This window comes from Microbacterium sp. KNMS, assembly GCF_053851835.1.
Genome location: NZ_JBSQBP010000033.1, coordinates 1 through 12,099 on the forward strand (window position 1 = coordinate 1; position 12,099 = coordinate 12,099).

The following is a 12,099-nucleotide window of genomic DNA, read 5'->3' on the forward strand; positions in this document are numbered from 1 at the left end:
ATCGGAGCACCCGCATCACCCGCCCCGTCGATCGGTGCGCCGACGTCCTCCACGTTGACCGAGAACACACCCTTCGGCGTGAACACGTTCTCCAGCGCGGCGCGGGTCTGGGAATCAAGCGCCGCCACGTACGCGGCGTACGCTTCGTCCGCTGCGACCGCGTTCACACCCGGAAGGCCGCGCGGGATCCGGAAGTTCGCGACCTTCGCCGTCTCCGGGCCAGTCAGGAACACCTCGGCAGGCTGATCCGCCGGCACCGACACCGCGTTCGCGTCTGCGAACGTCCCCGTGTCACCCTTCGCGCCCTTCGCGCCCTCCGGCCCACGCAGGTAGCTGATGGGCGTCAGCTTCTCAGTCACCATGTGATCTCCCTCAGATAAAGCCACGTCGTGGACGGGTTGTAGGCCAGCTGGTATCGCGGCACCGGCGACATCCCCTCGTGCACGTCAGTCGAGACGTACACGAGCCCGATCCCCTGAATGATGTCGACGAGGTCACCGATAGGTCCCCCGACGTCCGGGAAGATCTTCACTGGCCACTCGAAGTACCCGCGGGCTCGCTCCTCGGTCGGTTCGAGCTCCTGCCCCGGCGGTAGCCAGTCCGTGCAGAGTGTGTACCAGAGGTCCGGGGTCGACGGCTCCGACCACACATCGACGGAGAACGAGCCGTCCGCTGCCAGGGTCGCGTACACCCGGTCGCCGTCCATCGCATAGGAGCTGCGTATGTGGCCCTCGTTCGGCTTGAACCACAACCGCTGCTGGAACTGGGCTGGCATGACCTTCAACCCGTGATCCCGCAGGTTCCCGGTAATCGTCACGAGTGGCATATCGGCCCCCTATGTAGTTGGAAGAGCCGCACCTACAGGTACGTCTCGAAATCGACGGTGTTCGTATACGGGGGCGGTCCACCGTTCGGTGGCGCCCACATCGACAGGTGCAGGTGCTTCCCGTACGTGGACTCACCCCACCCGGACCCGCCAGAACGCCCCAGGTATTGGCCCTTCGTGACCGTCTGCCCGACCGTCACACCGATGGACGACAGGTGCAGGTACGCGAAGTACGACCCGTTCGCCCCGCGCAACTCCACGACCCTGCCTCGAGCAGAGTCGGGAGCGTTGTCGGTAAGGGTGATCGTCCCGCCGATGACCGCGTACACGGGCGTGCCCTGCGGCGTCCAGAAGTCCGTGCCCGGCTCCCCCGACCCACGATTCACGTGATCCTGGAAGTTGTCCGCGGCGACAGGGATCGGGTAGTACTCCGGCGGAACCGGCAGCGCGTACGTGCCCGTGCCGGGATCCCCACCCTCGCCCCCGGGATCCGGCGGTGGCGGGTTCGATCCCGACGCCTCCGGACCCCGGTACAGGAGCCCGTTCGCGTCCGCGATGACCCGGTACTTCACCCCCGCAGACGGCGGCGACACCAGCGACGTCACCACGCCCTTGTCCTCGACCTGAAAGAACCGCGCACCGGACTGGTGCATCACCGCACCGTTCTGGAACGACCCCGCGAACACGGTGTCCCCCAGGCCTGCGGTGATGATCAGCCCGTCCCCGAGGTACGTGGTCTCCGCCATCGTCATCCGCGCGAGCGGGCCCTCCGGCGTCTGGAACCAGATCGTCGACTGGGAAGGGTCGAGGTTCACGGAGAAGTTCGACAGCGCGGTTGGGGACGCGTACAGGTCCGCCTCATCACCGAGCTCGATGCGGGAAGACCCAGTCACGACGATCTCCGCCGCGTCGGACAAGACCACGTCACTGCCCGCCGTGATCGGCATGCGCCCCTCAAGATCGATCGTCCCGCCCACATCGGCGTACAACCGGCCACCCGCGAGACGAAACGTGCCCTCATGGATCGACGTGTCCTCGAGCGCGATCGGGGTGCGGTTGCGGCGGATCTCCTTCTTGATCGCCCGCAGCTCCGCCCACACATCCTTCAGGTCGTCGCTCATACGGCGGCACCCCGGTACAGGGCACCATCCGACACGACCACCTGATTCGCCATCCCCGCAGGTGTGTCCGTCCGCAACGTCACATACGTGCCGTCCTCGTTCACGCGGGCGATGTTGTCGCCGTGCCGCATGCGGACCTCGTTCGGGCTGATCCCGAACTGCGAATCACCCGACTCAATGAACAGCGTGTTCCCCGACATGCGGAACCGGGTGCGGGTGACGCCGTTGTCCGGGGTGAACTCGATCGACGGGACACCGTTCGGACCCGACGCCTTGATCTCGAACCACGCGTCGCCCTCACCGACACGCAGCACCGCCTCATCCACCAGCCACAGGCGGGTGATGTCGGTCGCGGTGATCTTCCCGCCCTGAGACAGCTCCACACGCCCGTTCCCGCGGACGTTGAGACCGCCGTCGACGTCGACCGTGCCGCCCTCGTCAATGTGGAACGTCGCACCATCCGCCACCCGGAACTGGCCCTCCGAGATCGAAGAGTCCTCCATACGGATCGGGGTGCGAGCCCGGCGAAGCTCCTGCTTCAACCGGCGGATCTCCGCGTACACGTCTGAGAGGTCGTCGACCATCCGGGCCTCCTAAAGCGTGTGCACTTCCGGTTTCAACGTGTTGCCCATGTCGCCGGAGACGCTGATGATGCGGAGCATCACTTCCCCGTCAGGGATGAACAGGTCGCCCGCGGACAGCAGACGGATGCGCCTGGACGGTGTCCACGTCGGCGGGGTTTCCTCGGAGATGTGCACCTGAAACGACCACTGGTTCGTCGGGAGCTCGTACTCGGACAACGCGGCCGACGCGACCTGAGCGAGGTTCCCCGGGGAACGTTCGGCACCACCCGCCACGACCATGTCGCGTGTCGGGATGACACCCACGGCGGCACCGCCCGGGGCGATACCAACCTTCAAGTCCTCACCGGTGCCGTTGCCCGTCGCGAACGCTCCCGTGAGCTGCTTGCGACCATCCACCGTCACCGACACGGCGCTGATCGGCGAGTCCGGCGCCTGCAGGTGGAAGTCACTGATCCCCGCCAGGTACGGGCCACCCACCCTCACACGCCACGACAAGTTCATCTGCGCGTCGTACTCGGGGTGGAAGTCCACCTCCGTGCCCATCTCCTCAACGTCCGACAGGCAGTCATCGATCGTGGGCGTCTCATACCGACGCCACACCTTCGAGAACGTGCCCGCCTGGAACGCCGGGAGAATCAACGGCAGCAACCAGTTCGGGCCACCACCCAACGCGCGCTCCAGAACCGCCCGGACAATCGAAGCGAGCGTCTGATTCTCCACAACCAAGTCACCCGCCTGGTACGCGGCCTCATCGATCACACCGAACGTCAACCGGTGCTTGAACAGCTCCCGGATCTCCGCATGCTCAACCGTCACCGACCGGGCATCACGGTCATACGTGTACGACTGCACCATGCCCGCATAGATCGGCGTCGAATCCCAACACACCACCAGGACACGGGCAGACGGGGTGAGCATGTCCTCCCACGTCGCCGCATCCAACGTCGTCGCCCGGTCGAACAGGTCAAACACGTGCGACCCAGACCCCGTCCCCGCGATGCTGCGCCGCCACGAACCATCCTTCGGGAACACCTCATGCAACGGCGCACCCGTGCGAGTGTCATGGAACCGGAACCGCCACATGGCTCCCCCTCACACGAACGTGTCGACCGTCCGCACCGTCACCGAGCTCGCGCCCGTCACCACATGAGTCGTCGGCTCCCCCGGCGGAAGAGTCCACAGATCCCCGAACACGAACCCCGTCTGCAACACCTCGTCGCGGTACAGGCGCCCCGTCGACAGGTCGATCCGGTGCGTCCCACCAGAAGGGGCACCCGAAACCTGAAACAGCTTCGTGCCCGCCCCGACCGTGTACGACGACGGCGGATTCACCAGCACGAACTCGAGCAGCGCCGGGAAGTTCCCCCGGTGGAACACGTCCACCGACCCAGCCGGGCCGAACGAACGAGCCTCACCGCGCCGCCGCGGGTCCGGCGCCCAAAACTGCACCTGATAATCCGCCTCAAGCCCAGACGGGTGCCGCTCCACATCACACGACGCCAACCGCACATCCGCCCACGTCGCATTCCCGTTATCGTCCTGAACCGTCAACCGACCCTCAGAACCATCCGCGAGAAGCCCCGTCAACTGCAGAATCATCCGCTCGAGAACAGCCTCCGACGAAGCAAGAATCGTGCCCTCGATCGCCGGAGTACGCGCCGGCAGATAACCGGGAGCATCGAACGCACCATGCGCAGAAGGACGCTCCGTCTCATCCCGCCGCATCGTCGACCCCGACAACCACCCCGTCAACCCGCCCGGAGTGATCACGAACGACTGGTCGAAATCGCGCGGCCACTCATCAAACGAGAGCCCATTGATCGTCGCTCGCATCAAGCCCCCCTCAACGCGAAGTTGATCTTCCCGGCAACGACGTTGCCCAGAACCGTCTCGTCCATCCCCGCCGCAGGATTCACAACCACCAGCGGCCCGTTACGGTCCTTGTTCTTCGAACCCGTGATGCCCACCTCGAGCGCCTTGTTCAGCAGCCCCGTGTCCACCACAGACTCCGCACGGCCCGCCTCAGCGAGGATCGCCGCCGTCCCGCCCGGGCGAGGCAGGACCGTCGCACCAGCGGCGAGCTTCGGGAGCTCCACGTGCGGGATCTCACCGATCTCAATGCCAATCACAGACGCCGCGTCACGGATCCCGCCGGTCATGCCGTTAATCAGGTCGATCGCACCGTTCACACCACCCTCGATCCACCCGAGGATGTTGTTCCAGATGTCCTTCGCGACCTGCGCGACCCCGTCCCAGAAGTCCGACCAGCCCTGCGAGATCCCGGCCCACGTCTCATCCCACCAGGTCGTGAAACCGGTGATGACCTCGTTCAGCCAACCGAGGAACCCGCCCCACACCTCAGTGATCCACGCGACGACCGTGTCCCAGTTCATCGCCAGCGCCACGATCGCGGCGACCAGGGCGGCAACCGCGAGCACTACCCACGTCAGCGGGTTCGCCAGAAGCGCGGCCGTGAACGCCCACGTCGCGGTCACCGCACCCCAGATCGCCGGGGCGAGCGCGACGAGCAGCGCCGCCGCGAGCCCCGAGATCACGGGGATGAACACCTCGGAGTTCGCGATGAAGTCGCTGATGCCTGAGATGAAGTCCGTCAGGAACGGCTTGATCACCGTGAACGCGTCCGCGAGCCCGCCGGTGATCGTGGCGGTCAAGTTCCCGACCGCGCCCTCCATCGTCGTCACCGACGTCGCCGCTTCCTCAGCGACAGGCTCAGTACCCAGCTCGAGAAGAGCAGCGTTGAACTCGTCCGCGGTGATCTGGCCCTCGGCCATCGCGTCACGGAAGTTGCCCGTGTACGCGCCAGCCTCAGACAGCGCCTCCTGCAAACGGCCAGAGGCGCCGGGGATGGCGTCGGCGAGCTGGTTCCAGTTCTCCGTCGTCAGCTTCCCAGCACCCGCAGTCTGCGAGAGCATCATCGCGACCGACGAGAACGTTTCCGCGTTGCCACCAGCGACGGCGTTCAGGTTGCCCGCCGCCTCGGTCAGCTCCGTGTACTCATCGATCCCGTTCGCCGCGAGCTGCGCGGTCGTGTTCTGGATCGTCGACAGGTCATACACCGTGGAATCGGCGTAGTCACGGGACGCCTTCTGCGCCTCATCGATCGCAGACGTGTCCAAACCAGCGAAATCGAGCGTCGACCGGAACTTGTCCGTCGCATCCGACATGTCAACGGCGTCACCGATCATGTCCCCGAGCGCCGTCGCCGCACTGTTCGCTACAGAAGCGACAATCCCACCAACAGCACCCGCGATCGCGGCCTGCTTGTTCGTGATACCCCGGCCGACACCGTCACCGATCTTCCCACCGGCAGCGTCCCCATCGACCTTCCCGAGCTCAGCCTCAATGTCACGCTGAACGTTCTCCATACGAACGCCCAGGGCCACGTATGCGTTGGCGATCTCCGCACCCTTGTCAAAAGCCACGGCGCCTCCACTCGAATTGCGGCATACTCGCGTGAACGGGAACGCCTATGATCAGCGGTATGAGATTCCGAAGCGCCCTTGTAAGCGCGTTGCTGATCGCCTCGTCGGTCGGGCTAGCCGGGTGCGGCAACGATCAAGCTGAAGTTGACGCCTGTATCGAAAAGCTCGAACAGACGCTCGCCGAGGCCGGCGCTGATCGCGACCTTCGGCAAGACGAGATCGACTCGTGCAACGACCCGGAACAGCGCGAGTTCATCATGGGCGAGAACTAGCCTGACGACGCAAGAACGCCTCCGCCTTGCGAGCCATCACGGCCTGTTGCTCACGCTTCTCGTGATCCCACTGCGGCTCCGGGTCCGGCTTCGGCTTCTGCCCCTTCGACCCGCGCATACGGAAATCGAGGACCCGGAGCGTGAACGCGACGCGCCGCAGTTCGCGACTCTCCTGAGAGATCGCAGCCGGACCCCCCATGGCCTGCCACAAAGGTGACCCAGCGGGAAGCCACTTCACCAAGTCGGACAACTCGAGTGGGGTACGCTCCGGGTCAGTGCGACCGCCCCCGCCTGGGAGAAGCCGGATGCCGTATGAGGCCTGGAGAGATGCCCGAAGCGCGTCCTCGTGATGCGCGAGAGCCGTCGACAGAAGAAGAATGCTCATCGGCCCTCACTCTGCGAGAAGGTCTGGGCGGTAAAGGCGAAGCATCTCCACCGCCCAGTCCACCTTGTCGTCGACTCGCTGTCCGCATGGGTGTGACGACGACCAAAGTTCGAGATTCTCTAGCCGGTTGTCGTCCTTGACGCCGTTGATGTGGTGCACGGTCTCGTCGGCGAGCAACTCCCGGCCAAGGTGCTTTTCCATGACGTACCGGTGCTCCAAGATCCGCGCGCGGACCCCGCCCACACTGTGCCGAAGCTCAACGTACCCGTCTGAGTTGAAGCGCCGATTCCACGTCTTGGGGTCTTCACTATCGAACCCGAACGGGATTCCGTTGGGTCCAAGGCGCTTGTCCATATCCGCACCAGAACGCGAACGCTCATAATGCGTCACGCACAGCCCTCGAGCACGCCTCGGCGACTCACACCAGGACACGGAGCATGGCGCTTCAGGAAGTGCGCGCGATTTCCGAACGGGAGCATCCAGCGGGACGCCTTCGCGCTTCCGCTTGTAGTGCATCGAGCAGAGGCGAAGCGACACAACGCGCTCCGGGCGGCCGCAGTTCTCTACAGAGCATCGACGGGTAGACTCCATCTCAGCCCTCCAATCGAGTCGCATTCGATTCAGGGTTAGGCCCCGGCGAGAGTTCCCGCTCTCGGTTCGGGGCCGCTCCTATTCTACCCGCCCGAGTTGAGGCTCTGGAACACCTCGAACACGAACCGGACGGCCGTGGACGCCGGGACGCGGCCCGTCTCCTTGTCGCGGAGACCATCCGTCACCGCACGGAACCCGTCCGTCCCAGCAAGGCGGCGCAACATCGACGGCACCCGCGGAGTCCCCCGCTTGGGATCCTTCTGCAACTCGGCAAGGTCGTCGAGCAACTCGAAATCGTCCAGCGCCTCACGCGGCACGGTGACCGTGATGCCCCGGTGCGTCACCCGCCAACCCGCATCCATCTCCTCAACGCGCGGCTTCGGTTCGTCCTTCGGCTTCCGGTCCTGAGGCTTCTTCGGTGCAGCCATGATGTGTGATCCCTTCGATCCCTGATCCCATGAGAGAAAGTGGCCGGGTGGGTGGCGGGATCAGCCCCACCCACCCGACCCGTCAAGCACCGGGGTTCTCGAGGTCCGTCTCGATGACCGTGATGTCACCGATGACCGTGCCGAGCATCGGATACCCCGCGATGTCACTGTTGATGAACGTGCGGTCACCATTCGGGACGATCTCGAGACGCGGAATGCACAACCGCACCTGCACCGTCTCGTCATCGATGTCATACAGGTCGATCACCGCAGCACGCGGCTTCACCCGCTGACCCGAACCACGCACCGACGTGCGCACACCACCCGTGGTCGTCGACGACTTGATGTCGTACCGCAGCTCGTTCGTCTGCTCCTTCGACTCAAGAGCAACGAACTGGAACTGGGTGCCCGGCGTCTCAATACGGGTACGCACAACACCCGCGCCCTGGTGACCGCGAATGTCCGACACGCTGCCGCGCAACGTCTCCGTCACACCCGTGTCCGTGTTCAACCACCCGATGTCCTCAAACGCCGCCCCAGGGGCCTCGGTGAGAGTCGTGGGCAGAGCCGTTCCGATCGGAGCGAGCCAGATCGCGTCCGAATCACTTCCGAAGATGCGAGCCAAAGCCGAATTGACCATGCCCGCCTCCTTTCGATTGGCCGGGACGTGACCGGCATGAGAGAAGCCCCCACCGGCCGGCAGGGGCTCAAGAAAACTGGGGTTCAGTTACGGTGCGCGCGCACCCTCAGGCGCATCGAGAACCGGTAACGGGCAGACTCGGAAGCGTCATCAGGCACCGAATACGGGCCTGTGACCTCCTCCACGCCCCGAACCAGGGGCATGTCCATGTAGTGGTGCAGGAATGCCCCACGAGCCGTCTCAGCGAGCTCAGCGGCCCGCACAGACGACCCCGCCCACACATCCACCGTCACAGTCGGAACATCGAGCACACGGTTCGACGCCGCACCACCATTCCGACGCGCCACAACGAACTCAGCAGGCCGCGTAGAAGGGACCGTGACGTACACCTTCGTCGGCGCGACATGCCCCATCAGGAACGAGCGCACCATCGAATCAATGTCCGGGAACCGCATCAGCGCCTCCCCGTCATCACGCGCTCAAGGACCGCGTCTCGAGCCTGCCGGCGCGCACCCTCAACAGACGCGACCTGCACATACCCGCGAGCCGTATACCGGTGCGGCTTCGCGACATACTCGAAACCCTCACCAGCGTCCGCAGCCATATCCCGCCCAAGCCGGTCGAGCTGCGCCTGCACCTTCTCAGACCGCATCAACCGGTTGATCCCCGGCAGGCTCAACTTCACAGACACCTTCGCCACGAGAGCCCCTAACCGTCCGCGCGCTTCACCTCAACAGGCATGTGCCACCGGGTCGGGGTGTTGGCGAGAGTAAAAGGCTGCGGGTCGCCGATCACCTCACACGGATCCCCACCACGAACACGCACCCGCGCACCCCGCAGGCTCCCCGTGAACGTCTTCGGAAAGTGCAGATTCCACGCGACCACCGTCCCCTCAGGGCGGTACGCATCCGGGACATCTGTGCGCGGCCCCGGGGCGACAAGAACGTCCTCCACGACCTCAGAAACCGTCTCCACGACAGCCTCACCGTGAGCATCCTCACCCACCTGCACATCCCGCTCAACCACAACCGACTCACCGATCACAGCTGCTCCCCCACGGGAGGAACGGGCGGCACCGGGGCAAGGTCGATCATGAACGCCCGCTGCTTCCCACAACCAAGCAAGGACCGGTCCGCCTTCGTCAGGTACAGATCACCGGTCGGATTCGAGAACTGCACCGTCTCCTGGTACGGCCCGGCGCCCTGCTGAACCGACGTCACGCCCAGACCGCCGGAACCCGAAGACCCCGTCACCATCGCCCGCTTCACCATCTCGCAAGACACGATCTTCCGCGCCGCGAGCTCCTGCACCGTAGGAGGGTCAGAAGGCGGGCATGCGGCGTCGAGCCGCACAGCAGCGTCCTCGAGCAACACCTCCGCCCGCGCCTGCTCCTCCGGGGTGAGGGTGCGCCACCGCGCTTCCAGATCACTGACCGTCGCGTACATGACGCACCCCCACTCTCACTCGGACTTCTTCGGACGACCCGGCCCACGCTTCACGCGCACCGGCTCACCCTCGGGCTCCACCGCAGACACCCAACCCGAAGCCACCAGCGACTTCGCCTGCTCCTCCGAGACGTGCACCACCGTGCCCGCCTGCGGATGCTTCAGCGCCGGCATCAGGCAGTGTGGTTCGTGTACTTCACGAACGCCTGCGGGTCGTTCACGAGAAGGCCGTACTCAGCCTCCGCGCGGATCGCGACCAGGTTGTGCTCCCACAGCGAGGTGAGAACACCGTTGATCGTGACCGTCGCCTGCGTCGACACGTCGTAGCTGATGCCACCGACGACACCCCACGCAACCTGCGACCAGTCACCGCCGTAACCGACGATGCCGCCCGTGTTCGGCGTGCCCGAAACGACAGGCGTGCCGATCTCCGGCGCGTACAGGGCCGTGCGGCGGAGCAGCCGACCCGACTGCAGCGCCGAACCCTCATACGGGGACTCCACGAACAGAGGACGCCCGTTGAGGTCGACTGCACCGTTGAGGACCGGCTCAGCGGTGTCGTCGAACGCGAAGCCCGTCAGCTTCTTCTTGTCATCGACGAGAAGCTTGAGACCCGTGTTCAGATCCTGGTAGATCCCACCCGACGCCGCGTCGGACGTGCCGAGCTCGACCGTCTTCGTGGTCGCGTCGATGAAGTTCCCCGCACCGAACGGCGTGTTCGTACCATGCAGAGCCGCGGCATCGAACGCGATCGCGAACGCCTCCGCGATCTCATCACGGAACAGGGTCACGTAGTTGCCCGGGTTCGCACGGACAACCTCCGCCGAAACCACCGCGATCGCGGCGATCTTCTTCGGCGTGATCGTCTTCAGGCCCAGGGAACCCTCAGTCGTCGGCTTCTGACCAGCCTCCGACACCCACCCTGCGACAGGCTTCGACGTGACGTACGGGATCTCCTGGCCGTTGATACCCAGCGGCACCTGACGGCCCAGGCCCTGCACAACCGACTGGCGCTGCGCCTGGCGGAAGTAGTCCTGAGCCATCTCCGGCTTCAGGAAACCAGCGAAATCGCTGGTCGTAGTTGCGGCAGTGATTGCCATGGTTTCTCCTAAGAGGTAGCCGACATCATCGGATGCCGAGAGCGTTCTTCAGCGCCGACTCGATGCCGTCGCCATTGAGAGGAAGCGCACCCGTCGTCCCCTCGCCCGGAACGGGCTGAAGCTTCGCGGGCGGCTGAGTGATGAGCGGCTTCAGAACCTCCGCGTGGGCCTGGATCTCCTCGAGAGACGACCCAGCCAGCACCGCCGCAGGGACACCGGTCGCCTCAGAGACTTCCGACTTCCACTTCGCGACCTGCTCGCGGGTCTTGTACTCCGAAAGCTCCTTCTCGAGAGCAGCCTCACGCTCAGCGCGCTTCTGCTCCTCCGACTTCTGAGCCTCACGGATCTTCTCGAGCTCCTCAGCGGCCGACACGTTCTGCTTCGCGCGCGCCTCCCACTTACGTGCCTCAGCCTTCCAATCGGTCTCCTGTGCAGGAGCCGGGGCGGCGTCAGTCGAAACGGGGTTCCCGTCAACGTTCTCGGGTTCGCTCGTGATTGGGGTGTCGCTCATCTTTGATTCCCTCCCATGCGGGATCGCCGGCCGACCCGTGCGGGTCTCCGGTCAGTGGATTAGGTGATTCCCCGTGCGGGGAAGTCAGGCGGCGGTCACACTGTCGGTGAACTCGCCAGGGAACAGGCGCCGCATCTTCGCAGCGATCGCCTTATCGGACGCGGCAGGAGCGGCCTCGCGAGCCGCCTGATACATCTCGTACAACCGGTCCGGGTCGTACCCATCGATATGGGCCCGGTCACGGTCCCACTCCGCGACGATCTGACAATCACAGTCGTCGTGATAGTGGTCGTTCAGCCCCGCGGTCTTCTGGTTCATGTACTCGAACCCGCGAGAGGCCAGCAGAGAGCACCACGCGCACGTGTGCGCACCGGACGGCACCCGGGCGAAACGAGGCCGCTCAGGGTCCAACTGGACGTTCCTCGCGACCGTGTTCCGGCCGCTGTAGAACACGAACCGTTGCATCGCGCCCGACAGCCCCGTCAACGCCGCGGCCGGGTCGTCAGTGAACAACGCGCCCGCGTGATAGCGGACGTTCTCCACCACACCAGCCTCAGGGAACGTGTCCCGCGCCGTCTGCGCCAGAAACGTCCCCGGATGCACCGACTCGTACCACTCGGCAGCAACCGTCGCCGCCAACTCCCCGTACTCACGCACAAGAAGCGGCACAACCTCCACCAACGCATCACGCACAGCCTCAGGACGCGACAAATCCGCCGCAGAGAACAACCCCCGCAACTCGTTCTGCGCCAT

Annotated in this window: 18 protein-coding genes; 1 reads left to right on the forward strand and 17 read right to left on the reverse strand. The window is 65.1% G+C overall.

Annotation, left to right across the window (positions count from 1 at the left end):
• The 7 genes from ACWXWW_RS16365 to ACWXWW_RS16395 all read right to left on the reverse strand — a co-directional run.
• The coding region (locus ACWXWW_RS16365) for a hypothetical protein (RefSeq protein WP_455970911.1) at window positions 1-362 on the reverse strand (362 nt) is incomplete at its 3' end.
• On the reverse strand, window positions 356-826 hold the full coding sequence (locus tag ACWXWW_RS16370) for a hypothetical protein (RefSeq protein WP_455970913.1): 471 nt from the start codon (window positions 824-826) through the stop codon (window positions 356-358). The genes ACWXWW_RS16370 and ACWXWW_RS16365, both read right to left, overlap by 7 nt.
• A 32-nt stretch (window positions 827-858) precedes the next feature.
• The gene (locus ACWXWW_RS16375; RefSeq protein ID WP_455970915.1) at window positions 859-1,947 is read right to left on the reverse strand and encodes a M23 family metallopeptidase; all 1,089 of its coding nucleotides are present in this window, start codon (window positions 1,945-1,947) and stop codon (window positions 859-861) included.
• Window positions 1,944-2,531 carry a hypothetical protein gene (locus ACWXWW_RS16380; protein ID WP_455970916.1) on the reverse strand — a complete coding sequence of 196 codons (588 nt, stop codon included), beginning with the start codon at window positions 2,529-2,531 and terminating at the stop codon, window positions 1,944-1,946. Before ACWXWW_RS16380 ends, ACWXWW_RS16375 begins: the two co-directional genes overlap by 4 nt.
• Before the next feature lie 9 nt (window positions 2,532-2,540).
• A complete protein-coding gene (locus ACWXWW_RS16385; RefSeq protein ID WP_455970918.1) occupies window positions 2,541-3,503 on the reverse strand; it encodes a hypothetical protein in 963 nt (320 codons plus the stop codon).
• A 120-nt stretch (window positions 3,504-3,623) separates the two neighbouring features.
• Window positions 3,624-4,364 carry a hypothetical protein gene (locus ACWXWW_RS16390; protein WP_455970920.1) on the reverse strand — a complete coding sequence of 247 codons (741 nt, stop codon included), beginning with the start codon at window positions 4,362-4,364 and terminating at the stop codon, window positions 3,624-3,626.
• Window positions 4,364-5,974 (reverse strand): tape measure protein, encoded by a 1,611-nt coding sequence (locus tag ACWXWW_RS16395; protein WP_455970922.1) that lies wholly within the window; start codon window positions 5,972-5,974, stop codon window positions 4,364-4,366. Before ACWXWW_RS16395 ends, ACWXWW_RS16390 begins: the two co-directional genes overlap by 1 nt.
• Window positions 5,975-6,033: 59 nt before the next feature.
• Here ACWXWW_RS16395 and ACWXWW_RS16400 point away from each other — a divergent pair, with 59 nt between their 5' ends.
• Window positions 6,034-6,246, forward strand: coding sequence for a hypothetical protein (locus tag ACWXWW_RS16400; protein ID WP_455970924.1), 213 nt, complete (start codon window positions 6,034-6,036; stop codon window positions 6,244-6,246).
• 391 nt (window positions 6,247-6,637) lie between these two features.
• On the opposite strand, the gene ACWXWW_RS16405 is transcribed toward ACWXWW_RS16400, so the two are convergent.
• From ACWXWW_RS16405 to ACWXWW_RS16450, 10 genes are all read right to left on the reverse strand, one after another.
• Window positions 6,638-6,985, reverse strand: a complete 348-nt coding sequence (locus tag ACWXWW_RS16405; RefSeq protein WP_455970926.1) for an HNH endonuclease — start codon at window positions 6,983-6,985, stop codon at window positions 6,638-6,640.
• Between the two features lie 320 nt (window positions 6,986-7,305).
• Window positions 7,306-7,650, reverse strand: coding sequence for a hypothetical protein (locus tag ACWXWW_RS16410; protein WP_455970928.1), 345 nt, complete (start codon window positions 7,648-7,650; stop codon window positions 7,306-7,308).
• 82 nt (window positions 7,651-7,732) lie between these two features.
• A complete protein-coding gene (locus tag ACWXWW_RS16415) occupies window positions 7,733-8,290 on the reverse strand; it encodes a phage tail tube protein (protein WP_455970929.1) in 558 nt (185 codons plus the stop codon).
• Window positions 8,291-8,373: 83 nt separating this feature from the next.
• A complete protein-coding gene (locus ACWXWW_RS16420) occupies window positions 8,374-8,745 on the reverse strand; it encodes a hypothetical protein (RefSeq protein WP_455970930.1) in 372 nt (123 codons plus the stop codon).
• Complete coding sequence (locus ACWXWW_RS16425; RefSeq protein ID WP_455970932.1) at window positions 8,745-8,990, reverse strand: hypothetical protein; 246 nt, start codon at window positions 8,988-8,990, stop codon at window positions 8,745-8,747. Before ACWXWW_RS16425 ends, ACWXWW_RS16420 begins: the two co-directional genes overlap by 1 nt.
• A gap of 340 nt (window positions 8,991-9,330) precedes the next feature.
• Window positions 9,331-9,735 carry a Gp19/Gp15/Gp42 family protein gene (locus ACWXWW_RS16430; RefSeq protein WP_455970934.1) on the reverse strand — a complete coding sequence of 135 codons (405 nt, stop codon included), beginning with the start codon at window positions 9,733-9,735 and terminating at the stop codon, window positions 9,331-9,333.
• A 15-nt stretch (window positions 9,736-9,750) separates the two neighbouring features.
• Window positions 9,751-9,909, reverse strand: coding sequence for a DUF7302 family protein (locus tag ACWXWW_RS16435; RefSeq protein ID WP_455970936.1), 159 nt, complete (start codon window positions 9,907-9,909; stop codon window positions 9,751-9,753).
• Window positions 9,909-10,835 carry a phage major capsid protein gene (locus ACWXWW_RS16440; protein ID WP_455970938.1) on the reverse strand — a complete coding sequence of 309 codons (927 nt, stop codon included), beginning with the start codon at window positions 10,833-10,835 and terminating at the stop codon, window positions 9,909-9,911. The genes ACWXWW_RS16435 and ACWXWW_RS16440 overlap by 1 nt, the downstream gene beginning before the upstream one ends.
• Window positions 10,836-10,860: 25 nt before the next feature.
• Window positions 10,861-11,346: a hypothetical protein gene (locus tag ACWXWW_RS16445; protein WP_455970940.1), complete on the reverse strand. Its 486-nt coding sequence runs from the start codon at window positions 11,344-11,346 to the stop codon at window positions 10,861-10,863.
• A gap of 84 nt (window positions 11,347-11,430) precedes the next feature.
• Window positions 11,431-12,099: a VG15 protein gene (locus ACWXWW_RS16450; protein ID WP_455970942.1), complete on the reverse strand. Its 669-nt coding sequence runs from the start codon at window positions 12,097-12,099 to the stop codon at window positions 11,431-11,433.